General features: G+C 55.7%; 21 protein-coding genes. 9 read left to right on the forward strand and 12 right to left on the reverse strand.

The window, feature by feature from the left end; genetic code table 11:
* Positions 1-41 precede the first annotated feature (41 nt).
* Positions 42-1,454 (forward strand): phospholipase D-like domain-containing protein, encoded by a 1,413-nt coding sequence (locus tag SCARR_RS00785; RefSeq protein WP_136059636.1) that lies wholly within the window; start codon positions 42-44, stop codon positions 1,452-1,454.
* A gap of 30 nt (positions 1,455-1,484) precedes the next feature.
* On the opposite strand, the gene SCARR_RS27985 is transcribed toward SCARR_RS00785, so the two are convergent.
* The gene (locus SCARR_RS27985; protein ID WP_168432869.1) at positions 1,485-1,649 is read right to left on the reverse strand and encodes a hypothetical protein; all 165 of its coding nucleotides are present in this window, start codon (positions 1,647-1,649) and stop codon (positions 1,485-1,487) included.
* An 86-nt stretch (positions 1,650-1,735) separates the two neighbouring features.
* Between SCARR_RS27985 and SCARR_RS00790 the strand changes: the two genes are divergently transcribed.
* The 4 genes from SCARR_RS00790 (at position 1,736) to SCARR_RS00805 (ending at position 5,446) form a co-directional block, all read left to right on the forward strand.
* Positions 1,736-2,788 carry an AI-2E family transporter gene (locus SCARR_RS00790; protein ID WP_136059637.1) on the forward strand — a complete coding sequence of 351 codons (1,053 nt, stop codon included), beginning with the start codon at positions 1,736-1,738 and terminating at the stop codon, positions 2,786-2,788.
* A gap of 12 nt (positions 2,789-2,800) precedes the next feature.
* Positions 2,801-3,667: a carboxylating nicotinate-nucleotide diphosphorylase gene (gene nadC / locus SCARR_RS00795; RefSeq protein ID WP_222846119.1), complete on the forward strand. Its 867-nt coding sequence runs from the start codon at positions 2,801-2,803 to the stop codon at positions 3,665-3,667.
* 105 nt (positions 3,668-3,772) lie between these two features.
* On the forward strand, positions 3,773-4,516 hold the full coding sequence (locus tag SCARR_RS00800; protein WP_136059638.1) for a type III pantothenate kinase: 744 nt from the start codon (positions 3,773-3,775) through the stop codon (positions 4,514-4,516).
* 108 nt (positions 4,517-4,624) lie between these two features.
* Positions 4,625-5,446 carry a hypothetical protein gene (locus SCARR_RS00805; RefSeq protein ID WP_136059639.1) on the forward strand — a complete coding sequence of 274 codons (822 nt, stop codon included), beginning with the start codon at positions 4,625-4,627 and terminating at the stop codon, positions 5,444-5,446.
* A 184-nt stretch (positions 5,447-5,630) separates the two neighbouring features.
* On the opposite strand, the gene SCARR_RS00810 is transcribed toward SCARR_RS00805, so the two are convergent.
* The 3 genes from SCARR_RS00810 to SCARR_RS00820 all read right to left on the reverse strand — a co-directional run bounded on the left by SCARR_RS00810 (position 5,631) and on the right by SCARR_RS00820 (position 8,695).
* Entirely contained in the window at positions 5,631-5,897 is a 267-nt protein-coding gene (locus SCARR_RS00810) for a PGPGW domain-containing protein (RefSeq protein WP_136059640.1), read from the reverse strand.
* A gap of 222 nt (positions 5,898-6,119) precedes the next feature.
* Entirely contained in the window at positions 6,120-7,940 is a 1,821-nt protein-coding gene (locus SCARR_RS00815) for an ATP-binding cassette domain-containing protein (RefSeq protein WP_136059641.1), read from the reverse strand.
* A 173-nt stretch (positions 7,941-8,113) separates the two neighbouring features.
* A complete protein-coding gene (locus tag SCARR_RS00820; RefSeq protein WP_136059642.1) occupies positions 8,114-8,695 on the reverse strand; it encodes a TetR/AcrR family transcriptional regulator in 582 nt (193 codons plus the stop codon).
* A gap of 202 nt (positions 8,696-8,897) precedes the next feature.
* On the opposite strand from SCARR_RS00820, the gene SCARR_RS00825 reads away from it, so the two are divergent.
* The 3 genes from SCARR_RS00825 to SCARR_RS00835 are packed head-to-tail and all read left to right on the forward strand — an operon-like array spanning position 8,898 to position 11,329.
* Entirely contained in the window at positions 8,898-9,356 is a 459-nt protein-coding gene (locus SCARR_RS00825) for an ATP-dependent zinc protease family protein (protein ID WP_136059643.1), read from the forward strand.
* A 14-nt stretch (positions 9,357-9,370) separates the two neighbouring features.
* Entirely contained in the window at positions 9,371-10,276 is a 906-nt protein-coding gene (gene rimK / locus SCARR_RS00830) for a 30S ribosomal protein S6--L-glutamate ligase (protein WP_136059644.1), read from the forward strand.
* Between the two features lie 3 nt (positions 10,277-10,279).
* Positions 10,280-11,329, forward strand: coding sequence for a succinylglutamate desuccinylase/aspartoacylase family protein (locus tag SCARR_RS00835; protein WP_136059645.1), 1,050 nt, complete (start codon positions 10,280-10,282; stop codon positions 11,327-11,329).
* Between the two features lie 15 nt (positions 11,330-11,344).
* Here SCARR_RS00835 and SCARR_RS00840 read toward each other — a convergent pair whose 3' ends face one another.
* Together SCARR_RS00840 and ptsP are read right to left on the reverse strand one after the other, a co-directional pair.
* Positions 11,345-11,908 (reverse strand): hypothetical protein, encoded by a 564-nt coding sequence (locus tag SCARR_RS00840; protein ID WP_136059646.1) that lies wholly within the window; start codon positions 11,906-11,908, stop codon positions 11,345-11,347.
* The gene (gene ptsP / locus SCARR_RS00845; RefSeq protein WP_136059647.1) at positions 11,905-14,160 is read right to left on the reverse strand and encodes a phosphoenolpyruvate--protein phosphotransferase; all 2,256 of its coding nucleotides are present in this window, start codon (positions 14,158-14,160) and stop codon (positions 11,905-11,907) included. Before ptsP ends, SCARR_RS00840 begins: the two co-directional genes overlap by 4 nt.
* Before the next feature lie 255 nt (positions 14,161-14,415).
* Here ptsP and SCARR_RS00850 point away from each other — a divergent pair, with 255 nt between their 5' ends.
* Positions 14,416-14,922 carry a DUF21 domain-containing protein gene (locus SCARR_RS00850; RefSeq protein WP_136059648.1) on the forward strand — a complete coding sequence of 169 codons (507 nt, stop codon included), beginning with the start codon at positions 14,416-14,418 and terminating at the stop codon, positions 14,920-14,922.
* 122 nt (positions 14,923-15,044) lie between these two features.
* On the opposite strand, the gene SCARR_RS00855 is transcribed toward SCARR_RS00850, so the two are convergent.
* The 6 genes from SCARR_RS00855 to corA all read right to left on the reverse strand — a co-directional run bounded on the left by SCARR_RS00855 (position 15,045) and on the right by corA (position 24,397).
* Complete coding sequence (locus tag SCARR_RS00855) at positions 15,045-16,781, reverse strand: class I SAM-dependent DNA methyltransferase (RefSeq protein ID WP_136059649.1); 1,737 nt, start codon at positions 16,779-16,781, stop codon at positions 15,045-15,047.
* A 3-nt stretch (positions 16,782-16,784) separates the two neighbouring features.
* A complete protein-coding gene (locus SCARR_RS00860) occupies positions 16,785-18,047 on the reverse strand; it encodes a restriction endonuclease subunit S (RefSeq protein WP_136059650.1) in 1,263 nt (420 codons plus the stop codon).
* 239 nt (positions 18,048-18,286) lie between these two features.
* Positions 18,287-19,936, reverse strand: a complete 1,650-nt coding sequence (locus tag SCARR_RS00865; RefSeq protein WP_136059651.1) for a Fic family protein — start codon at positions 19,934-19,936, stop codon at positions 18,287-18,289.
* A 14-nt stretch (positions 19,937-19,950) separates the two neighbouring features.
* Positions 19,951-22,431: a DEAD/DEAH box helicase family protein gene (locus SCARR_RS00870; RefSeq protein ID WP_136059652.1), complete on the reverse strand. Its 2,481-nt coding sequence runs from the start codon at positions 22,429-22,431 to the stop codon at positions 19,951-19,953.
* A 471-nt stretch (positions 22,432-22,902) separates the two neighbouring features.
* Positions 22,903-23,118: a lipopolysaccharide assembly protein LapA domain-containing protein gene (locus SCARR_RS00875; protein WP_136059653.1), complete on the reverse strand. Its 216-nt coding sequence runs from the start codon at positions 23,116-23,118 to the stop codon at positions 22,903-22,905.
* 181 nt (positions 23,119-23,299) lie between these two features.
* Positions 23,300-24,397 (reverse strand): magnesium/cobalt transporter CorA, encoded by a 1,098-nt coding sequence (gene corA, locus SCARR_RS00880; protein ID WP_136059654.1) that lies wholly within the window; start codon positions 24,395-24,397, stop codon positions 23,300-23,302.
* Positions 24,398-24,623 lie beyond the last annotated feature (226 nt).

Here is a 24,623-nt window from a genome sequence, read left to right on the forward strand (position 1 = left end):
CGGAAACCGGATAGGCTGTTTCCAATCTTTGGAGATGGCGCATGCGCTTGACTACCTTATCCACATCTTCGGCTGAAAGGCTGGGGCTGGCATTTTCCGCTGAAACAACGGCGGAAAACGTCCGGCTGCTTGTGGACGAAACCTGGGCCAATGCCTCCGGTGTTCGCCATATGAAGCAGGAAATCTTCGACGAGGTTTTTAAAATCATCGACGAGGCGGAGCGGTTTATCCTGCTCGACCTTTTTCTCCTTAACGATTTCCTCTATGAGCCAGGCCCGGGCATGCGCCCCCTTAGCCAAGAACTGACCGACAAGTTAGCGGCAAAACGCAAATTGAATCCCAAGGTTGAGGTGGTATTTATTTCAGATCCGGTCAACACGGTATACGGATCAGTCGAATCGCCGCATTTCCAAGCCTTGGAAAAGGCCGGCGTTAAAGTGGTCTGGACCAATTTGGATCGGCTGCGCGACAGCAACCCCATCATTTCCAAGCCGTGGTGTTTGTTAGCCAAGCCGTGGGGAGCCGGTCCGGGAAATGCGCTAAAGAATCCCATGGGAGCGGGGCGCATCTCCATGCGGAGTATGCTGACGCTGCTGAATTTCAAAGCCAACCACCGCAAGGTGGTCGTCACCGAAAAGTCGCTGCTGGTGGCCAGCGCCAATCCGCACAGCGCCAGCAGCGCGCACTGGAACACGGCCTTGCGCGTCGATGGATCCGGCATGGCAATGGCGTGCGAGGCGGAGTCGGCCATTCTGAGCTTGTCTGGGGCAGAACGTTTCCTGCCACTGGAGGTAGGGCTCGACCGCCGGGCGAGCCGAGGGCCTGATCAAGCGGACGGACGGCTCGGCGATCCGTCCCTGCCCGATGGCCACAGGCTGGAGCTGCTTACCGAGCGGAAGATTAAGGAGCGGGTTTTGAGCCTGCTGTACGACGCGGGGCAGGGTGCGCGGATTGACCTTTCGATGTTCTATCTTTCAGATAAGGATGTCGTACGGGCTTTCATCGCCTCCAAGAAAAGGGGCTGCGAGGTGCGGGTGATCCTCGATCCCGCAAAAGATGCGTTCGGGCGCATCAAGAACGGCATACCCAATCGGCAGAGCGCGGCCCGGTTGGTGAAGGCCGGGATTCCGTTGCGCTGGGCCGATACGCATGGCGAGCAGTGCCATGTGAAGATGCTTTTTGTTGAGCACGCCGATGTCACCGCTACGCTGTTGCTTGGATCGTGCAACTATACTCGTCGGAACATGGACAACTTTAACTGCGAGTGCGATCTGGCACTCACCGCACCCTTCGACCACGAAAGCCTGCAACGCGCCCGCGACGTGTTTGATCGCTGGTGGTCGAATCCTGACGGGCGGTTCTACACGACCGAATATGCAACCTACGAAGACTGCTCCCCCCGTCGCCGCCTCCGCGCCTGGCTGATGGAAACGACCGGGATGGGGACATTTTGATGTGTGATGAGTGAGGCGTGATTCCGCTTTTTAGCCGACCGTGGGGTTGTTATTGCTGCGCAGAAAAATTTGGAGTGCGGAGGGATGCACCTTGTCCGCCGCAGCTTTAGCGAAGGAGGAAGCGCCGCACCGCTTTCCGATAGACGAGGCCGGTTCGGATGCAAAAGCGGTGTCGCCCGTTGGTTGCCACCGCATTCCAGACGTTTCCCTCGTCAAATCCACTTCCAATCCGGGGGGATGTGGTTTATCTATAGCCCCCTATTTCACAGGAAAAAGTTCATATGAAAAAATTCAATTTGCTGATCGGTTTGCTGACGGTGCTGGTGGTATTTGCAATTGCGACGGCCTTTAAGGCGGCGCAAACCGTATTGATTCCGTTAATGATTGCGTGGTTGCTGTCCTATATCTGCGGGCCGGTCGTCACCTTTCTGGTACGGAAAAAGATTCCGCTTGGGCTGGCGGTATTTACCGTTTTGATGCTGGTGCTGTTTGTCTGCTATTTAGGCGGGATATTCCTGATTGGCCGGGCGCAGGATTTTATCGGTGAATACCCCAAATATGCAAACCAGCTGCAGACCATGTATAACGACCTGATGTATAATCTTTCGGAGCGCATGAAGGTTCAGGAAGGTGCTTTTGCAGATATCAACTGGGCGCAGGAAATCGGCAAGCGATTGGTTATCGCGTCCGGAACACTCGCCAGTTTTGCGGGAAACCTGGTGATGGTCCTGATCTTCCTGGTGTTTATGCTGCTCGGTAAGCCCTATTTCCAGTACAAGGTCGCCCATGCCTTTCCCGCTGACCGCGCCACGATTTTTTCCGAGGTTACCGTATCGATTTCCAAGCAGATCGGCCAGTATCTGACGGTCAAGCTCGCCATCAGCGGCTCTACGGGCGTATTGGTCTGGCTGGCGCTGACGCTGCTTAAGGTTGAGTTTGCGCTCACTTGGGGTGCGCTGGCCTTCTTCCTGAATTTTGTTCCGAGCATCGGATCCATTATCGCATCGATTCCTCCGATTCTACTTGCTGCGGTGCAATACTATCCTTCTGTCTGGATGCCCATTTTTACCATGATCGTGCTGCTCTCCATTCAAATGGTTATGGGGAATGTGATCGAACCGAAACTGTTGGGCGACAGCTTAAATCTGAGTCCGGTCGTCATTCTGCTCTCGCTGGTCTTTTTCGGGTGGATGTGGGGGATTGTCGGGGCGCTAATGTCTGTGCCGATTGTAGCCACCATTAAGATTGTCTGTGAAAATATTGAAGGCCTGAAGCCACTCAGCATTCTGATGGGATCAGGAAAAACATGCATGAAGGAAACGCAAGTCAGTTAGGGAGAATTAAACGTGTATCTACCAAACATTTTTGAACGCAAAGAAGTTCGCACATCTATCGCGCTGGCGCTGGAAGAAGATCTGGGTGAATCCAGAGTCGATGTAACTTCCGAGTCGCTCGTATCGCCGGAGGCGCAGGCCGTGGCGCATCTGGTGGCGCGCGAGGCGTGCGTCATCGCCGGCGTCGCCGTGGCCAAGGAGGTGTTCCTTCAGGTCAATCCCGAGCTAGAAGTTGAAGAGTGTGTCGCCGACGGAACCGCCGTTGAGGCCATGACGAACGTCCTCGTCATAAAGGGTTCCGCCAAAAGCATCCTGACCGCCGAGCGCACTGCGCTCAATTTTATCCAGCGCATGTGCGGCGTGGCTACGGTTACGGCCGCCTATGTCAAAGCCGCCGCCAATCCGGAGGTCGATATTCTCTGCACGCGCAAGACTACGCCGTTGCTCCGCCCGTTCGAGAAATATTCCGTGCGTTGCGGAGGCGGGGTGAACCACCGCTATGGGCTGTTCGACGCCGTACTCATCAAGGACAACCATCTGGCCTCGTGGGAGCGCACGCACGGCAACGGCGTCGGCGAAGCCGTCGCCGCCGCCCGCAAGATGTATCCGGAGCTAAAGATCGAGGTCGAAGTTGATACCATCGAGCAGCTTAGGGAGTCGCTCGAAACCAAGCCCGACTGGGTGCTGCTCGACAACATGCCTCCGCCCGTCCTGCGCGAATGCGTGGCGCTGTGCGTCGGCATCTGCAAAACCGAAGCTTCCGGCGGGATCAATCTCAGCACGGTTTACGACATCGCCCAAACCGGCGTCGATGCCATTTCTGTCGGGGCGCTAACCCACTCCGCCCCTTCCATCGACCTCGCCCTGGATTTTGTTTAGAAAATAATTCTTAGCGTACGGGAAATAGGCAGAATGATTTAACTGATGCCTTCCACATGCAGGCGCAGAGAAAATTATTCTGCCAAACAATAAGCTGTAGCAGTGATGAATTCGATTTTAGTTGTAGATATCGGCAATACGAGCACTTCCATCGGCTACTGCCGCAAAGGCAAGGTTTCCGGGGTGGGGCGGTGCAAGTCGCGCTTTAAATCCTTGGACGACGTGTTGCCGCTCATTACGGTCAAGCGGGTGGTTGCCGTCGTCATTGCATCGGTGGTGCCCCCGGTGAATGCTCGCTGGAAAAAGGCCTGCAAGGCCGCTGGCTTGCCGGTGCCTCTGTTTGTTTCGCATAAACTGGAACTGGGCGTGCCGGTCGATTATCCAAAGCCAGAAAAGATCGGCGCGGACCGGCTGGCCAATGCCGCTGCTTCGGCTAAGCTTTTCGGCACGCCATCGGTGGTGTGCGACTTTGGCACGGCGCTGACTTTCGATGTGATTGACGGGACGCGCGGCTATATTGGCGGCATCATCTGCCCCGGACTGCCGTTGATGTTCGACTACCTCGCCGAAAAAACCGCGCTGCTCCCGCATGTAGCGCCCTCCAAAACCAAGGCAGTGGTGGGGCGCAGCACCAAGCAGGCGATGCAGATTGGCGCGCGCCTCGGTTACCGCGGGATGGTCCGCGAAATCCTCCAATCCCTGGAAATGGATTTTGGCGTGGAGAAGCTGCCCGTTTGCTGCACCGGCGGCTATGCCGGCTGGATCTTCAAGGACTGGGACGTCGAAGCGGTCATCGATCCCAAGCTCACCCTCAAGGGCCTCGGTATCATCGGCGAGCTGAATTGCTGATCCACCTGTTGGTTTTTCATCTAAACATTACAACACCATAATATTTATATTTATAAATTTAGCGGGGTGTGCCAACCTGCACCAAGCAACTTTAACAGGAGAAGTGAAATGCTGAAGCGGATGTGGGTATTGGGATTAATTTTATGTGTGTGTGGGGTTTCTTGGGCCGCGGAAACAGTGGCGACGGATTTCAAGGCCGCCTATCTGCCTTTGGAAGCGCTGGAGCAAAAGCTGGCGGCCAATGGATTGGAGGTGGTTGGCAAGCATGCCGTTGCCGGAAACAAAAAATACACTTCGGTGGTCTACACGTCCAAAGATCTGAAAAAGCTGGCTAAAAATCCGAACCGCGGCTTTATTGCGGTGCTGCGCATCATGCACAATGCCGATAAGAAGGAAGTGGTTGCATCCAATCCGGAATATTTCATCCGCGCATTTTTCCAGAAAGACTACAAAGAGGGGATGGAAAAGCCGGTGATGAAAGCGCTGCAGTCGGCGCTGGGCACGCTGACCCCAACGGCCGACCAGCTCAAAACGAAGAAGCTCGCTAAATATCACTTTATGATGAGCATGCCCTATTATGACGACTTTGTTCGCGTAGCGAAGGGAACGACTCCCGACCTGATGAAGAAGCTCGAAGCCAACGCCGGGGATCGGGTGGTGTTCAAACTGGATCTGGCCGGAGACGGTTCGTCCATGCTGTGCGGCGTTGCTTTGCCGAAAGAGATTGAAAAGTTCAATGAAAAGCTCGATACCATGGGCCGGTCGCATTTGCTGCCCTACACGGTGCTGATTGAAAACGGCGAGGCCAACATCCTTCACGCCAAATACTATTTGGCGCTCAGCTTTCCCCAGCTCACCATGACGGAGTTCATGAAAATCATGGCGGTTCCGGGCAATATCGAGGATGCGTTCAAGGCCGACTTTCAGTAAGGAGCGGGAGGCTTGAGTCTTGTTTTAAATTCTCAGGAAATGACTCTTAGAGTATTTAACGGTTGAGCTGGAACTCAGCTGCGAAGCGGCGTGGATCCGGCTTCCAAGGTCGGGATTGCCGGATCTACGGGCTCCGCCCTAAGTTCCGGCATTACCATTTATGGCATCTCGATCGTGATCCGCTTTAGCCTTCCTTGTGGTGGAACTTGGCCCTTAGCTGCTCGCCCTTGCGGTGGACATAGTCGGAGGTTTTGGGGAACTTGTGCTGGATCCAGTCTTTGAGCCTCCCAAACATGGGGACTTCGTCGGCCAGCAGGAATACGCCGATCAGGACGGTCAGAATGCCTTGGCCCGGCGTGATGAACATGATGAGGCCGAGCACGATGCAGAACCAACCCGCTATGTGCTTAAGCACCAGCTTAGTATGCTTGTTCCAAATCAGCCGTTTCATGGAGAACCTTCGGTTCAGTTAACGGTTATCAGTTAAACGCTATCGACCGAGTTCGGGAAGCCAAATAACCAATAACTATTAACGAATAACCGCCTTCATATTGGCACAAAAAAAACCACGGTTGAGAAGTGTGACCTGACCTCGTGGTCCCAAGTGCCACACTTCCTCATCGGATCCGCCAAAGGGGGGGTGGCGGATAACCGATGATTCCGTGGTTTGGGATCATAGACCCTCTAACTCCTCCCAGCGTTCAAAACTTTTTTCGAGTTCGTGGGGAATCGCCTCGGCGCGGGCGTTCGCGGCGGCGATTTCTTCCTTTGTTTTCTGGTAGAAACCGGGGTCCGACATGGCCGTATGAAGCGCTTCCTGCTCCTCTTCGAGCTGTTCGATGCGTTTCGGCATGTTTTTCAGCTCTTCCCGTTCCTTATTGCTCAATTTGCGGGTGGCTTTCTTCTTTTCGGCCGGTTGCTGGCTTTTGGCTTTGGGCTTTTCGGCATTCGACCTTTGCGTCAGCCAATCATCATACCCGCCGGCATATTCGCCGATTTTCCCGTCGCCCTCGAAAACCATGGTGCTGTTGACGACATTGTTCAGGAAGGAACGGTCGTGGCTGACGAGCAGGAGCGTGCCCTCATAGTTGGCCAGCAGCTCTTCGAGCAGTTCGAGCGTTTCCACGTCGAGATCGTTGGTCGGCTCGTCGAGCACCAGTACATTGGATGCCTTGGTGAACAGCTTGGCCAGCAGCAGGCGGTTGCGCTCCCCGCCGGAGAGGACGGCAACCTTTTGGCGTGCGCGGTCGGGCGTGAAAAGAAAGTCCTGCAGATAGCCAAGCACATGCTTCTTGCTGTCGCCGATGGTGATGAACTCATCCATGCTGACGTTTTCGGCAACGGTTTTTGTTTCATCGAGCGTCACGCGGTGCTGGTCGAAATAGGCCACTTCAAGTTTGGTGCCGTGATCGACGGTGCCGCATTTCGGTTGCAGCTGTCCGAGCAGGATTTTAATGAGCGTGGTCTTGCCGCAGCCGTTGGGGCCAATGATGCCGATCTTGTCGCCTCGCATGATTTCCGCATCCATATCCAGAATGAGGGGAAGCCCGTCATAGTCGTGCGAAATGTTCTTTGCGGTGATCACTTTGCGTCCAGAGAGGCCTGCTCCAACCACCTGCATGCTGACGTTGCCGGTGCGTTCGCGCCGTTGGCCGCGGTCGCCGCGCATTCGTTCTAGCGCGCGGACGCGTCCTTCGTTGCGGGTGCGGCGCGCCTTGATGCCCTTGCGGATCCAGACTTCTTCCTGCGCCAGCTTTTTATCGAACTGGGCCCATTGTTCGGCTTCACCGTCGAGCAGGGCTTCTTTGCGCTTGAGATAGGTGTCGTAGTCGCATGCCCATGAGTGCAGCTTGCCGCGGTCGAGCTCGAGAATGCGCGTGGCCAGTCTGCGCAGGAACTCGCGGTCATGCGTTACAAACAGGATGGTGCCGGGATAGCGCCCCAAAAAGTTTTCCAGCCATTGGATGGATTCGATGTCGAGGTGGTTGGTCGGCTCGTCCAGTACGAGGATGTCCGGCTCGCAGACGAGGGCTTGGGCCAGCAGGGCGCGGCGTTTCTGCCCGCCGGAGAGCTCGTTGAAGCGCCACTCGTTTTCAAGGCCGACCAGCGAGATCGCTTTGTCGGCTGCCTGGTGGGAGACATAGTCGTCGTGCGGATGTTGCCATTCCCTTTGGTCATTGCTTCCTCCTTCGGAGGAAGCCTCCTTCGTAAAGCTCGGGTCCAAGCCTTGGAAAACGAGCTCTTCGACGGTGCCGGCCTGTTCGTGCGGCACATTTTGGCGCAGGCGACGGACCTTGAGTCCGGGCTGACGGAGAATTTCGCCGGAGTCGGGTTCGATGAAGCCGCTGACGATTTTAAGCAGGGTCGATTTGCCCTCGCCGTTTCGCCCGACCAGGCAGATGCGCTCGCCCCGCTCAATCTGCAGCGTTGCGTCGTTGAGCAGCATCGGACCGCCGAATGCCTTGTGCAGGTTCTGTAAACTAAGTAAAGCCATGTTGTGTATGGCCACGAAGAGGCGCAAGAGGCACGAAGACAAGAGGTTTGGGTCTTTGTGCTTTTTGCGCCCTTTAGTGGCTATCCTCTTCAGTTGCAAAGACGCGGAGTATCCAGATTTTCGCGGCGTTGGAAAGATTAATTGGGCATGCAAAGCCGTTCCGTCTGCAGTGCTTATGCGAAGGTTTCCGCTTTCGGATTGCAGCTGAATGAATAGGTTGCGCTAGAAAGCCGGTGGTAGACGCGCCTGGTTCGGAGCAAGGGCGGCCAGTTCATCAACAGTGCGGCCAGCCCTTCCCAGACCGAAACCCAGGCTGCAATAACGAGTCCCTCCGCCATGACCCCCTCGATCACGGCATCGTCGAGGTCGTAGTTGAGGTTGAGGTAGATGGACGCCGTCAGCATGAACGCACCGAGACCGAGCAGGATCACGGACGAGCGGAACATCCGCATTAGTTCACGTTTGTTCGTTTCAAGCAGGTATCCAAAATAGTTGTGTATGCTTTTGCATACCCGGCTTTCCAGCGACGGGGTGGTTGCTTCCGAGAAAATGAAGTTTACGGAGAACGGTTCGCGGTGCAGTTCCCGAACGGAGTCGATCAGGTATTCCACGAGATCATAATCGAGTTCCTTTTTGACAAACGGCGCATGCTTGTCGAAATCGTCGTAGAGGTCGCTCACCTTCGAGGCAGCAATGTCGATGGCCAGCGTCCCGCCGCTGTCGCGTCGGTATCTTTCCAGAATGTGTTTTTTCATTTTATTCACCGGTTTGTGCGGTACCATTAACCAACGGGACGCAATGTTGTCGCTATTGACATGCTTCTAACGCATGAAATACAATTTCGCAACACATGTGATTGGAGCGTTACGACTTCGACGCCGAAAATCCCGATACATGGGGTGGTTTTGCCTCATGAGTGAACTAGCTGGCGTACATTATATGATTCAAGGATAACCAATGAATGAAACGCTAAAACTGGGATGGAGAGAATGGTGCGCCCTTCCTGAAATTGGAATACCGGCCATCAAGGCCAAGGTTGATACAGGAGCAAAAACTTCCTGTCTGCATACCTTCTGCATCGAGCCATACCGAGAAGACGGCGTTGGTTTCGTGCGCTTCAAAGTCCACCCGCTGCAGAAAAACGAAGAGCTGATTCTTGAATGCACAGCCGCCGTGAAAGATGAACGAACCGTGAGCGATTCGGGGGGGCATAAAGAGCTACGCTATATTATTGATACTACGGTATTAATTGGCGATAAGAGCCGACTGATTGAGATGTCGCTGACCAACCGAGACTCCATGCGTTTTCGCATGCTGCTTGGGCGGCGCGCCATGGAAGAAAATACGCTCGTTGATCCTGCGGCTTCCTACCTCAACGGAATACTCAAGGCCAAAACGCTGTACGGTCTTGTTTGAAAAAGGAAAACATCATGAAAATTGCGATACTATCCCGAAATGCAAAACTTTATTCAACGCGCCGACTCAAAGAGACTGCGGAGGCAAAGGGGCATGAAGTACAGATCATCGACGTGCTTCGGGCCTACATGAACATTGCTTCTCATAAACCGACCATTCACTACAAGGGAGAACCTATCGAAGGGATCGATGCCGTGATTCCCCGCATCGGCGCGTCCGTGACGTTTTATGGTGCATCCGTACTCCGCCAGTTTGAAATGATGGGTGTCTATCCGTTGAACGAATCGGTCGCGATTACACGATCTCGCGACAAACTGCGCTCCCTGCAGCTGCTTTCGCGCAAAGGCATCGGGCTTCCATTGACCGGGTTTGCCAACAAGCCGGACGACATCAAGGATATGATCAAGATGGTTGGCGGTGCGCCCCTGGTGGTCAAACTGCTGGAAGGCACGCAGGGGATCGGCGTGGTTTTGGCCGAAACCCAGAAGGCTGCCGAAAGTGTGATTGAAGGATTCATGGGCGTGAAGGCCAATATTCTAGTGCAGGAATATATCAAAGAAGCCGGTGGAGCAGACATCCGCTGCCTCGTGGTAGGAGGCAAGGTGGTTGCATCGATGAAACGGCAGGCGGCCGCGGGTGAATTCCGATCCAACCTTCATCGTGGAGGCAGCGCATCCCTGATCCGTATTACCCCGGAAGAACGCTCCACGGCCGTGCGCGCCGCAAAAATCATGGGACTCAACCTGGCAGGAGTCGACCTGCTTCGTTCCAATCACGGACCGGTTGTGATGGAAGTGAATTCCAGCCCGGGACTGGAAGGTATCGAGACTTCCACAGGTAAAGATATTGCTGGATTAATTATAGAGCACATTGAAAAAAATGCAAAACCAGGCAACACTAAAACCAAGGGGAAAGGTTAAGCCATGCAGCCGGCCATCATGATTGGTGGACATGAAATCAAGGCAGGTACCCGGCAACTGATTCATCTGTCGCTCCCCGAGTTCTACACCTATGCCCCCACTACCATGCCGATTCATATCGTGCATGGACGCAATCCCGGGCCCTGCCTGCTGGTCACGTCGGCGGTGCATGGGGACGAAATCAACGGAGTGGAAATCATCCGGAGGCTGCTCGGCCATAAATCGCTGGAGCGGATTAAGGGAACCTTGATTCTGATCCCCGTGGTTAATGTATTCGGTTTTGTTGCGCAGTCGCGTTATCTGCCTGACCGGCGCGACCTGAACCGATCTTTTCCCGGCTCGCCCAAAGGATCGATGGCTGCCCGGTTGGCCAATGTGCTTATGTCCGAGATCATGCCGCATTGTACCCACGTGATTGACCTTCACACCGGCGCCATCGCCCGCGAAAACCTTCCTCAGATCAGGGCAACACTCAACGGCAACCAGGAGCTGATAGAGCTGGCCAAGGCATTCAATGCGCCGGTGGTGCTAGCTTCTGGCCTGCGCGAAGGCACCTTCCGCAAGGCGGCGCATGATCTGGGCGTACCCTCACTGGTCTACGAAGCTGGCGAGGCGCTTCGGTTCGATGAGGTTTCCATCCGCGCCGGGGTTGTTGGAATACTCAATATTCTGTCCCATCTGGGCATGACCCGCAAGCGTGCTCGCCGAAAGGAACATCAACCATTAATCGCAAAAAGCTCGCAATGGGTACGCGCTTCGCAAAGCGGCGTCGCCCGCTCACTGGTCGCTCTGGGGGCGAGGGTTTCGGTCGGCGACGAACTGGCTTTCATCAGCGATCCGTCCGGCGGGCACGAAGAGGTGGTGAAAAGTTCCGTGGCGGGGATTGTGATCGGCCGAACCCGGCTCCCGCTCGTACACGAAGGCGAAGCCATTTTTCACATCGCCAAATTTTCCCAAACCTCGGAAGCCGCGGAATCGATTGAAAACTTTCAGGATGCCTTCGATCCGGAAACGGACACGGTGGAAAGCGAAGAACCTCCCGTCGTCAGCTAATTATGCCTTTCAGAATCAGGCCTCGGTTTGGAATTGCAGATCAGTCGAAGAGAGCCGGTGATAAACCCGCCGGGTGCGCAACAGCGGCGGAAGATTCAGAAGCACGCCGGCCAATCCTTCCCAGACCGATACCCATGCGGCAATCACCAACCCCTCGGCCATCACCCCCTCAACGACGGCATCGTCGAGGTCGAACCTAAGGTTGAGATAGATGGAGACCGCCAGCATAAGCGCCCCGAGCGAAAGCAGGATAACGGACGAGCGTAGCGTCTTCATGACTTCGCGCCTGTTCGTTTCCAGCAGGTAGCCGAAATAGTTTTTGATGCTTTTCTGCACGCGCAATTCAAGCCCGTTGTCAATGGGAGAGCCAAACGTGAAACAGACGCCGAAGGATTCTCGTCCCAGCTCGGTGACGGAATCGATCAGGTATTCGACGAGATCGTAGTCCAGCTCCTTTTTGACAAACGGCGCATGCTTGTCGAAGTCATCGTATAGATCGCTTACCTTCGACGCTGCAATATCGACAACCAGCTTTCCTTCACCATCGCGGCGATAGCGTTCGAGAATATGTTTTTTCACCTGATACTTCTACCCTCCAGAAAGGCCTCGACCTCGGAAATCCGGCTGAATTTGAGCATTTGGAGAGCGGTGCAGACCGCCTCATCCATGTTGACTGCTTCCGCCGCCTGCTGGATGTCCGGCATCCGGCGCGGTGCAATGCTGAGCTTTGTGATTCCGACGCCGAGCAGGAACGGGATCATTTTCGGATCGCGGGCAATATCGCCGCAGATGGAAACATCGGTTTGGTGTTTCCGCCCCGCGGCGGCCACGAGTTCGATCGCGCGCAGGATCGCCGGATGGTACGATAGGTAGAGCCGGGAGACCATGGCATTGGTCCGGTCGACCGCGAGCATATATTGAATGAGGTCATTGGTTCCAATGGACATGAAATCCACTACGCGTGCGAAATCCTCCGCCTGCGCAACTGCTGATGGAAGCTCCACCATGATTCCCAGTTTTGTCTCGTGGTTGTAGACCTCGCCGCGCCCGTCCAGCACCTTCATGCAATTTTGGACCAGTTCCCGCGCCTCAACAAATTCATCGACGGAGGAAATCAGCGGGAACATGATGCGCGTATTGCCGCCGGAGCCAGCGCGAAGCATGGCGCAGATCTGTTCAGAAAAGATATCCTTGTTTTGTAGCAGGAAACGGATTCCGCGCAACCCAAGGAAGGGATTGTCCTCCTCGACTTCGCCCAGATGTGCAACCAGCTTGTCGCCGCCGATATCCAGCGTGCGGAATGTCACCTCGCGCCCGTCCATTGCCTCGACGATGCGGCGGTATATCTGGTATTGCTCCTCTTCCATGGGAAAGGTGTCGCGGATGAGAAAGGGGAATTCGCTGCGGTACAGCCCAACCCCCTCCACTCGGAATTTGTTCGCCAACTCCAGGTCGCTCAGCAAATTGATGTTGGCAAACAGATGAATGGAGGTGCCGTCCGCCGTGCGGGTTTCCGCCTTGACCGCCGGCGAGGTTTCTTGCATGGAGGCCGCCTGGCGCAGCTCTTCATACTTCGCGAGCACCTCACTTGAAGGTTTGATGAAAACCGTCCCCTGCGTGCCGTCGATCAGCAATTCCCAGTTTTCCGGAATCAGTCCAAACACTTCGGGATCGACCATGACCATTGGCTTGTGGAGCGACCGGCAGATAATTGCAATATGGGCGGTTATGCCGCCCTGTATAATAAATCCTTCCGCCTTTTCGGTTGCGAGCTTCAGCACGTCCGACGGCAGCAGCGTATCCGCCAGGATGATCTGCCCGCTGTAGTCCACATGCGCCCGGCCGCCGCCGACCAGGTTTTCGAGCAGCCGATGGCCGAGATCCTTCAGATCGTGTTCTTTTTCCTTCAGACGCGGATTGGAGCTGGCTGAAAAAATATCGACATATTGGTTCACGGTAGCGACCAGCGCATCGACGGGCGGGGTGCCTTGCTGGATCTGCCGGCGGATGCCCCCGGTAAACTCTTCATCGGCCAGGATCAAAAGATGAGCGTTGAAAATCAGCTGAGCCACATCGGAGAGCGCCTCGCCCGCATCGAACTGCATCTTCTGCAGCTGCCGCTCGCTCTCCGCCAGGGCGCGGTCGAAATCTTCCATTGTCAGGGTTGCGGGCATGGTCTCCGGCACCCGGAAGCGGCCGGCCCGTCCCGAGACCAGCAGCCGGGCCTTCCCGCACGCCACGCCATCGCTGGCCGGGCGGCCTTTCACCAGCCCGGAAGCCGCTTTCGCACGCGCCGGTTCCAGGGTGTCCTTTTTCCGATGCAATCCCATCAGCAGATCGGCATTTTCGATGACGGCGGCCAGCTGGACCGCAATGGTTTCCAGCACCTGTTCATCGGTCTTGTCAAAATAGTCGGGCTGGACATCTTGAACCACCAACACGCCCACCCGCGTCAGCTGGCGCCGGATCGGCACGGCCATAAACGCCTTGTATCTTTCTTCCCCAAGGCCCTCGATGGACAGCGAATCCGAGCTATCCGAGACGCAGCCCACGCAGACCGAGCACAGTTCCTTCAAAGTGCGGCCAACCAGCCCTTGCCCAAGGGGAAGCTGAAGTTTGCCGATGGCGTTCCTGTTCAGACCCTGCGACGCGCGCAACGTCAGCATGCGGCTTGCTTCGTCGTAGCTATAGATGGAGCAGACCGCCGCCCGCATGTGATAGGCCACCACACTCACGGCGGCCTGCAGGAAGTCATCCAGGCTGTTGCTTTTTTCGAAGAGCGACGAAAGCTCCTCAATATCGAAAGTCATGTTAATGTTTGCTTTGCCCATAACGTCCTTTGTAGGTGCTGGATCTTTTTCAGAGTACGGCAGCCGGACCGGGTTTAGAGAGCAGATGTCATTCTCTGTTTATGGCATTGTAAATATTTCCCGTGTTCCTGCAACTCCGATTCCGGTTTCATTCAATGTCCGTGGTTTTTTTCCCTGCCTGACGGTGAAAAATTAGATCGCACCGCATCTAGCAGGATGCTCTAATGTCGCCACGGTTCGCGATCATTGTGAACCTGTTGTCGGGAGATCCACCAAGTGATTACGATTTTATCAATAATCGGCATGTTGCTCCTGCTGTGCCTGTCCGCATTCTTCTCAAGTTCAGAGTCGGCGCTTTTTTCGCTCGATCCCCTTCAGGTAAGGCGCATTGGCGAAACAAAACCCGGCGCCGGCCGACGAATTGAGCGGCTGCTGTCGAGTCCGTCGCAACTGCTTTCCGCCATTCTCATCGGCAATACGCTGGTCAATGTTGCCGCTTCCAGCCTCGGGCATTCCCTGATCGAGCATGCCATCCCCCACTATGGCATTTTCATTGCCGTCCCGGTCATCACCCTGCTGCTGCTGGTTTTTGGCGAAGTGACCCCGAAGCGCGTCGCCCTGCACATGCCGGAGCGCATCGCGGTGTTCTTTGCCGTGCCGATCCAGCTGATCACCCTGCTAATGAAGCCGCTGAACGGCGTGTTCAGCGGCATCGACCGCTTGCTCCATCGCGGCACCGTGGTGTTAGTGTATAATGCCGGCGATGCGTCTTTGCAGGCTTAAGGCGCTGGGGGAATATTGGAGCTCGTAACCGCGTTGTCCGAAAGGTCCGGCAACGTATCCATCGATAAAGTGATCAGCGAAACAAGAATCAGGAATTAAACGGGGAACGCAAAAGCCTTCCCCTATTGCCTGAGCGCGAAGAGAACCTTGGCGATTTCGCGGCCTTTAGCCTCGATCAGGTCGAGCAGATCTTCGGGCGTTCGGGTGTCCACCTCGGGCTTACGGTTGGGATTAACCGCCTTTAGATCGTAGACGGCATCCTCGATCTCCTTGGCTTTTCCTGCCGCCAAGCGAGCGGCTTTCGCCTCGGCCTTCTGCTTTGCCTCGGCCTTCTCGATGGCAGGCGCCTTCTTTGGCTTTGCCTTCTTCAGTTCTTTGAGCTTTTCGTTCCATTGGGCGGCGGCGCGCGCGTGGCGTTCCGCCTCCTTCTTAAACGGGGAGGCCTCGGCGGCAGCCTTTTTGCGGCGTTCGTCGAGATCGACAAACCAGCTCAGTTCGCTCTCTTCCTTTTTCGGGAGCAGCTTGAAAAATTCATCAAAATGCTTTGAGACCAGCGGCGTCTTTTTGAGCACCTTGATGTCGGTCAGGTCGTAGTACCAGATGCGCTTGGTCCGTTCGCCCTTGGTGAAGAACACCAAATTGGTTTTCACGCCGGCCCCCGCCGAGGTAAAGACGCCTCCGGGCAGGCTCACGATGCACCAGACGTTGCAGTCGTCGAGCAACTTGCGCTTGGTTTTCACAAACGCATCCTCGTTGGTGCGGAACAGCAGACCTTCGTCGAGCACAATGCCGCAGCGCCCCTTCTTCTTGAGATTCGCAATGACGTGCTGAAGGAACAACACCTGGGTGGCGCCGGTCTTGTAGTCGAACTTGCTCTGCGCATCCTTGCCCTCTTTGCCGCCGAAGGGCGGGTTGGAAAGAATCACGTCGAACTGCGGCGGTGCGCCTTCGAACAGGCCGCCGTAGCCCACCTGGTCGGTCAACGTATTGCCGTGCCAGAGGTTCGGCTTGTCGATGCCGTGCAGAATCAGGTTGGCCAGTGCGATCGGATAGACCACGTTGTCCTTTTCCCGTCCCCAGAACGTGTCGCGCTTCAATACGGATAGATCATCCGCCGACTTAATCTTTTCGTTCTTCGGCCCCGTCATGTATTCAAACGCCTGCGCCAGGAAGCCGCCCGTGCCGCAGCCGGGATCGTAGATCGTTTCGCCGACGGATGGATCGATCACGCGCACGATGGCGCGGATCACTTCGCGCGGCGTAAAGAACTGCCCGCCGTCGTTGCCCTTTTCGCCCATCTTCAGCAGCAGCCCTTCGTACACCTGCGACAGCGTAAACACGTGGGTGTCGTCAATCGCCGCCGACGTGATGGCATCGACCTTGTCGAGCACATCGAGAAAATTGCGTTCGGTGTCGATGCGCACGCGGTCCACGCCCGAGATCACCTCGCTGATCACCTTTTGCTTTGCCGTGGCGTTCGGCCGTTTTTCCAGATTTTTGAGATACGGCAGCAGACTGGTTTTATTGTCCTCGCCATAGGCCGGGCCGTTCACAAAGGCAAAGACATTGCCCTGTCCCTTTTCGAAAAGTTCTGTCCTAAATTCAGACCCCGGCGCGGCCCAGTCGGACCAGCGGTACGGCGCTTCGATCGACGGCGCAAACGCCGCGCCCACCGCCTCCGCCGCCTGACGCTCCTGCTCCTCCATCTCGTCGAGGATACGCAGGAACAGAATCCACGTCAGCTCCGGCACATACTGCATCGCCCCGGCGCAGTTTCCGCGCCGCATAATGTCGCAGATCGCCTTGACCTCCTGGTCGACCGACCGCTGCGTCTCCATCTTCTTTCCGTTTTTAGCCATAAATCAAAGTTCCCCATTAAATGCTTTGCGCAGGATCGCGCCGGGCAGTGCGTTTATTGCGTCCAACTCCTTCTGCACAATTGCCAGAGTGATGCGTGCACTCTCAATCTTGGCGAATAGTACATCTGCGATGATTTTTTGTCGCGAATGATCCGGCAAGGGAATTTCAAGAGCTGAAATCTGTGTACGTGTAATCTTTTTCATTGTACTGCTTGAACCTCCAGCATGATCACGCCAATAGCCGGTCAGATAGAGGTATGAAAGATACATCGAGAGGTAGTCCGGACTTGTGGCATCCGATGCCATAATCCGAATCGTAAGGTCTGCCGCAACGATCCCTTTTGGTTCCCCTTTGTAAACCGAAACGCGTCCAACCAGTTCTGGAGTATTGCTTCGCGCAATCAAAATCTCATTGTCCTCCAAAATACAGAGAGGCACGCTGGAACTCCGCATGCGAGCAACCTTGATTCCCGCAGGGTCAAAACCAGATTCAGTAAGGCACGCTGATGTAACTGCATTAACCTCGGCATCACCATCGCTTGCAATCGATTTAGACGGAAGAAGCCGGGCGGCCTCATCGAGAGTAACGTCCTTCCACCCTTTGGCCTCTTCGGATTCAAAAACCTCGCGGAGATAGGCGGCGGGCATTGCGCGGGCGGCTTCGAACTGGGCTTCGGCGGCAGCGCGCGCTTTTTCCATCGCTGCCATCTGCTCCTTCAAAACCCCGGCAATCCGCTGCTGCTCCGTTAACGGCGGGAGAGGGATTTCTAAAGCCTCCACCTCTGACTTATTCACATGCCGCAACCCGACTCCACCGTGAGCTTTGGATATGATTTCTTCCAAAGCATTATTGACTGCTGAAAAAAACCATTCTGCGGTCATAACATCCGTGTTTATGAGCACCTTAAATATGTGTTGGTTTAGAACCCCATCTTCACCAGCCCAAATATGGGCTCCGAATGATGTTCCCGGCGTTCCTGACCATGCAAAAAGAACATCTCCTTTATTAACCACAACCTGACGATCCAATGCCCCCGACCAATAGTTGTAGGTTGCCTTCGGATTATTTAGATTCTGAATCCGAATAATGGGGAGTCCTTCAGTATCCCATTCGTAGGGTTTGAATGCTTTCCCGTTTATAAATCGGCACATATCCCCCAGCCTAACGCGTTTCCAACCTTTGGGCAGACGGTCGGCGGTTTCCAAGGGCTGGAAACTTTTCGGGGTATTTTTTCCGCGATCTGGAAGTGTGTTTGTTTTGGTCATGCTGCGTAGATCCTGTTGTTGCGTCCCTGCCCATTGAAGGAGGAGCCGGACATTTTGCCGGACATTATGTCCGGCTCAACACAAAAGATGATTTATCGGCCGATTGCCGGACATGCCGCCGAGACGGCGGCGATACGTACCGCAGGCGTCCCGCCTGCATGCTGAAACCTGCGTGTGAATTTGTAACCATAAGGAGCATACAGCGTCTCCAGCCAGATCCGTTTCGCATAAATCCGGCACTATTGGTTCTCCAGCAGGCGTCTGCCCTTTTCAGTAAGGCGATATTTCTGCAAACGACTGGTCGGCTTGTCCGGGATGGTCATTTCGATTAGTCCAAGCTGGATTGCAGGAATCAAATAGGCTTCACGGAAATAATCCTCGTGTTTCAGCTTCATCGCGCTTTGAAGTTCTACTCGTTTCATCTCACCGTCTATCACGGAAAGTAGGCGTTTGACTTCCCCGGTGACTTCCCCGGCGACTTCCCCGGTGGCTTGGTCCCTACTTGGTCCCGACTTGGTGCCTACTTGGTGCCTACTTGGTTCCTGCTTAGTCCCTACTTGGGCCCCTGACTGGGCCGAAGCCCCATCTTCCCCGGTGGCTTCCCCGGTCACCTGTTCCGCCCGCGGATGCACCGGCAGGCGGACGAGATAGTAGGTGCGGTCGTCGTCGCTCTCGAATTCGGGCGCAGGCGATCCGTTGGCGGCCATGTTGCGCAACATTTTGGGGATGCCGGTCGAGCGGCCTTCGGTCAGGTCCAGCTCCTTCAGAAATTCGCCGAGCCGGCGGTTGCGGTAGCGGCGGCTGACGGCCCGGCCTTCCCGCAGATCATCCATGCGGATTGAACGGTCGGGACCGGGAAAGCTGAGGATCACCAAATCCTGCGGAGTGATGCGCACCTCGACCGGCTCGCGGATTTCGTAGGAGCGGTGATAGACCGCGTTGACCAGCGCCTCTTCGATGGCGGCATAGGGGAAATTCCAGAAGCGTTCGGCCTCGGCCCGGTCGGGATGCTTGACGACGGTCTCCTTGAGATAATTGCGGCGGATATAATCGAGCGCCTCGCGGGTCATCCGCGAAAGCGGCCCGGAAAAGGTCTTTTCCTCAAACCGGTCACCGCCAGCGCCATCCGGGAACCAAACCACATCAATCTGCGTGGCCGGGAAAAACCGGCGGGGATCATCGTTGAAAAACAGCAGTCCCGCATTTTTTGGAAACAGCGCTTCCGACGGACCGCCGACAATGTTCATCTGCCGTCCGAGCGCTTCCGGCGGGAGCGCTTGCGCCTCGTCGGCCAGTTCGCTGCCGACCTCCCGCAAGAATTCCTCCATCAGGCGCGGCGACAGATCGGCGACGGCGGCCTGCTGGTTGTAGCGGTCGTCGAACGGAACCGTCGCCGCCAGACTGACGAGCTCCTGTTCGTCGGCCCCTTTGGCCCGAACCGTGTTCGACATCTTGCGGATAAAATAGGCCCAGTCGCTCCTGTCCTTCGACAGACTGGCCTTCGCTTTGTAGGGGCGCGTCTCGCCGCCGGGAACCCAGATGACCAAAATCCACTTACCGTCGACCTCGCACGGGGTTGAGAGCGGATGATACATCGGCTGAATCGACGAATGCCCCAGATTGAGCAATTCCTTCTGGATCATATCGAGCGTGTCGGGATCGAGCCCTGCGGGTGGAAGCTCCGGACGGCCGTTCTTTTCGGCCACACCAATCACGATGTAGCCGCCGCCCAGGTTGTGGAAATCGTTTGCGAAGGCGCAGATCGTATGCAGCACAGCTTCGGGATTCCAGCCCTGCTTATATTCCAGCCGCTCCCACTCGACCGATTTGCCGCGCAACATATCGTCGAGCGAAACCGGCAATCTCAATGTATTCTTCGGTGTTTCCATATCCAAACCCACGGTTAAGCCGCAAACATCCTGATTTTGGTTTCGCGCAGCAGCTCTTTGGGCTCGCCCGCCGCGCGGAGCGCGTTCAGTCCGCCTGCCTGCTCAACTTCAGGGATACCGAAAATATATTTATTTTCAAGTGCCTCGGTGCCTTCGATGCGGAACTGGCCGGCAATAGCTTTAATCGTTCGTCCTGCCACTTCCGGCAGGCTGCCGAGCCATTCTTCGTTTTTATAGGTGAAGGCCAGCGCCCGATCCTGCCGGGTGCGCGGGCTGAGGCCCCAGCCGAGCTCGGCCAGCACATCGTAGAGATCGCAATCATCTTTGTCATCCACCATGCGCACAACGCGGGGGGAATAGCCAGCGCTGACGAGCGTGTCGATGAGTTCCCGCCGGGTGGGCGGGTCGATCCAGATGGAGCGGAACTCTGAGAGCGTATGCGCCTCTTCAATCAGTTTCGCCGCGAGGCGGGCTCGGTATTCCTCGACCGAAACCGGCATGGCTTTGCCGTCCACCTCGGTGACGATGGAGCGGCCGGCATCGGTGACATGCACATCGAACCCGTCCACAATAATGGTCGGTTCCGGCGGCGGGGGTGGAGGAGGAGGCTCAAACGGGCCGTCTCCGGGTTCCCTTGGGGGCTTGGTAATGAACTCTTCGCCGAAGAGGCCGGTAACGCCGGTATAGTCGTACACGGTGAACATGAGCTTGTTGGTCTCGATGTCGATCCGCGTGCCCCGCCCAAGCATTTGGTAGAAACTGATCGGCGATTTGACGTATTTCATGAATACGATGTTGCGCACGCACGGCACGTCAACGCCGGTGGAGAGCAGGTCGACCGTCGTGGCGATGAAGTGGCTGCGGGAGGCGGCGCGCAGATCGGGCAACTGGTCGTTGCCACTGCTGGCGGCCGTGCATTTGAAGGCATAGCAGTCCAGCCGCTCCTTGCCGGTTTTGCGGCACCAGTCGGCATAGAGGTTGTTGAGCTGAGTGGCCACATCGTCCGCATGGCGGTCCCGCGCGCAAAAGATGATGGTTTTCTGTTCTGGGCCTCCGGTTTCGAGCAGGTAATTGAAAAGATCCTGGCACATGGCCATCACGCGGTCCGGCAGAAGAATCCGATCCTCGAACTGATGCCTGCGGTACAGTTCATCGAGCTGCGCGGCGGTAATGGGTTTTCCGGTAATGGCATCTTTCGGGTTGCGCGCGAGAATGTCGGCCTTGGTTATGCCGGTTTCATCCACGCTGACGAGACCATGCTGAATCTGGCAGGCGGCCAGATAGCCATCCTCGATCGCCTGCGCCATGTCGTATTCATAGACCGGCTCGCCGAAATATTTATGGTTGTCGGCACAGAGCGTTGCATCCTTCATCGCTTCCGTGGTTGCCGGCTTTCCTCCGGATTCCGCCGCCAGAGGAAGCTCTTCCGGAACGACGACCTTCGCCATGGGATACTGGATGGTGCTGCCCGCATTCCGCTCGAGTTTTTCCGCCAGCTTGCGGGGCGTTGCCGTCAGGCCGACCTGCACAGCCTTGGGATTCTTGTTCAATACCTCCGACCATTTGCCCCAAGCGGAGCGGTGGCACTCGTCGATGACTATGTGGGTGAAATGGTTTTCGGGATAGAACTCGGACAGAAAGCTGGCATCGCCGTCATCCTTGTCCACTCCGAGCGTCTGATAGGTGGCAACATGCACCCGGGCATTCTGTGCATTGTTCTCCCCGTTCTTCCGGAACACTTCGGCGGCATCGGAGCCGAAGACATTCTGGAAGGCCTTCAGCCCCTGCGTGCGCAGCTCGTCGCGGTCGCACAGGAAGAGCGCCCGTTTGAGCAGGCCGGCATCGGCGATGCGCTTCAGGAGGTTCACAGCAATGAAGGTCTTGCCCGCGCCGGTCGCGAGACTGAGCAGCGCCCTCGATGGCTTGCCCTCCCTTTCGCAGCGGGCCACCTTTTCGAGCACGGCGCGAATAGCGGCGTCCTGATAGTAGCGACGGGTGCCTTCACCCTCGTGATAGGTCTGCAGCAAAGGCGCGGCAGCAGGATCGTCCAACGCAAAGCCCGCAGACGCTTCGAAGCGTTTCCGCAAATCTTCCGGCGAGGGAAATTGTTCGATCGGCTGAGGATCGGAGGTCACCCCGGTTTCGCGGTCAAATTCAACAAACTGATAGCCGTTCGAGGAAAACACGAAGCGGACATGGAGTCGGTCGCAGGCGGCATAGCCCTTGGCCTGATCCAGCCCATGCCCGGCAGGCAGTGTGTTGCGCTTCGCTTCGATGAGAGCCAAAGCGACCGGTTGTGCATCCGGGCGAAGTTTGTAGCGTAAGACATAGTCCGCTTTTCCACGTCCACGTCGCCGAGCTTTGCCGCTGATAATTTCGATACTTCCAGCGGTCACCTCGCGACGGATAAAATCCTCTGTCCACCCGCGCCGATGCAAGGCCGGATCAATCAGCTTGGCGCGTGTATCCGCCTCGTTGTATTCGATGGATGGCATTCTTCCCCTGTCAGTAACAAACTCCACGACTGATTTAGAAATAGTGGAACATTTATTACAGATTTATTCCCGCCAATGGAAGCGTAGGCAACGTTTATTTCAACTGTGGAAACACCCGCGCCCGCACTGTTGATGATCAGTGCCTTACATCTAGAATCATCCCAACACCTGCCCGCTGGTAATTTCACTGAAAAGTATTTATCGAACACTGTTTTTTCTCCCTGTGTTTAAAAACAAAATCGTAATGAGGGAGCCATTAAGCGTCGATTTTATAAAGGAGTATTCGAGGAGCTTCTTACATGGATCGGTTCTATGTGACAAAAGCCCCTCCTTGGGTATGCTTTGGACCTAATCAGGAGATGCGATAAAGGCGATGATCCTCTATGCGAATGCCGATAAACGGATACACTCGCTTCAACAGGCGCAACCACCCCTGCCTCGGGCTCTCGGCTTCCGGAAGCGATGTTTCATTCATTTTTGTTTTTTCGGCATGTGCCTGGCAAGGCCGAAAGACAAGAGGATTCCCGCCGCCGCCCCTACCAGAAAGGTGACCGCCAGCAACGCGGCGCGCGGCATGGTGAAAGTGATGAACAAGAAGCGTGTCGCAACCAGTTCCGTGTTCTGGAACACCACGATCAGCACAAAGATGATCAACGCCAAGGCGGCGGAGAGTTTTAGTTTTATCATTGGACAATCCTTTTCTGTTAAACCCGCAACGCATCAGCGTCCCGTCTGTATGTTATTAATCCTTTTCAACCTAGACGGTGTACAGCTACTTCCGTGCATCGGCTGCGGCGGCGTGGTCGAAATATTCAATCATCGCCTTCGTGAAGGGCTTGCAGAAGTGGTAGCCGTAGGTTCAGTCGAATCAAAACCATTTATTGCGACGGAAGTAGACAAGCATGCCGATGGCCACCAGAACCATCACCACCCAGACGGAGGGATAGCTGTATTTCCAGCCCAGCTCCGGCATGTGTTCGAAGTTCATGCCGTAGATGCCCGCCACAAAGGTGAGCGGGATGAAAATGGTGGCGATCACGGTCAGCACTTGCATCACCTGATTGGTCTTCTGCCCCATGCTGGAGAGGTAGAGGTCCTGCACGCCGCTGAGCATGTCGCGGAAGGTTTCGACGGTGTCGATGACCTGGATCGTATGGTCGTAGAGGTCGCGCAGGTAGGCGGAGATTTTTGCCGTGAGCAGTTTGCTCTCGCCCCGCTCCAGCCCGCCGATGGCTTCGCGCAGCGGCCAGATGGCCTTGCGGATGTAGAGCAGCTCGCGTTTCTGTGCGTAGAGTTCATTCAGAAGCAGGCTGTTCGGATTTTCCATGAGCGATTGTTCTATGCCTTCGATCTGTTCCCCGGTTTTTTCCAGGACCAAGAAATAGTTGTCCACAATGGCGTCCATCAGGGCATAAAGCAGATAATCCGCCCCCATCTTGCGGATGCGGCCATGGCCTTTGCGCAGGCGGTCGCGGATGACATCGAACACATCGCCGGAGGCCTCCTGGAAGGAGATCAGGCAGTGTTTGGTCAGGATAAAGCTGATCTGTTCCGAGTGGATCGCATTGGTATCAGGTTCAACGAAAAGCATCCGCACCACGAGGAAGAGGTAGTCGCCGAGATCCTCCAGCTTGGGGCGCTGCGTGGTATGCAGAATGTCTTCGAGTACCAGCGGATGGATGCCGAACTCTGAACCAATCCGGCCGACAGCTTCGGTATCATTCAGGCCGGTCACATTGATCCAGCTGACGGTGTTCGTTTCTTTCAGGGCAACGCATGCCTCTGTTGTGACATCCTGCTGCTCGGAAATGGTTTCCGCGTCGTAGTCGATAACGGTAATACGCAACGGTTCCGTTTTCTGCGTTCCTGTGTAGACCATGGTTCCGGGCGGTGTTCCCTGCTTGTCCGAAACCGAGATAAAGAGTCTTTTCAATTGGCGATCTGCAACCTTGAATAATTTATTCATATTTCGACCTTTTCGAGAATTCGTCACGATCTAACACCCCTTGCCAATCCGGTTGCAAGCGCCATTCGGCGGTTATTCCTCTGTGGATAGACTGTAAGTTTCCATATCCTCCATATCCGAGATATGGAGAATAGATTAGTCAGATCCATATAGATTTGATAAATTGGGTGGATTGCATACCAAAAAACGAGTGTTGGCTATGTGGAAGCTTGTTTAATTCGATGAT

It is taken from the genome of Pontiella sulfatireligans (genome assembly GCF_900890705.1).
Lineage (GTDB): Bacteria > Verrucomicrobiota > Kiritimatiellia > Kiritimatiellales > Pontiellaceae > Pontiella > Pontiella sulfatireligans.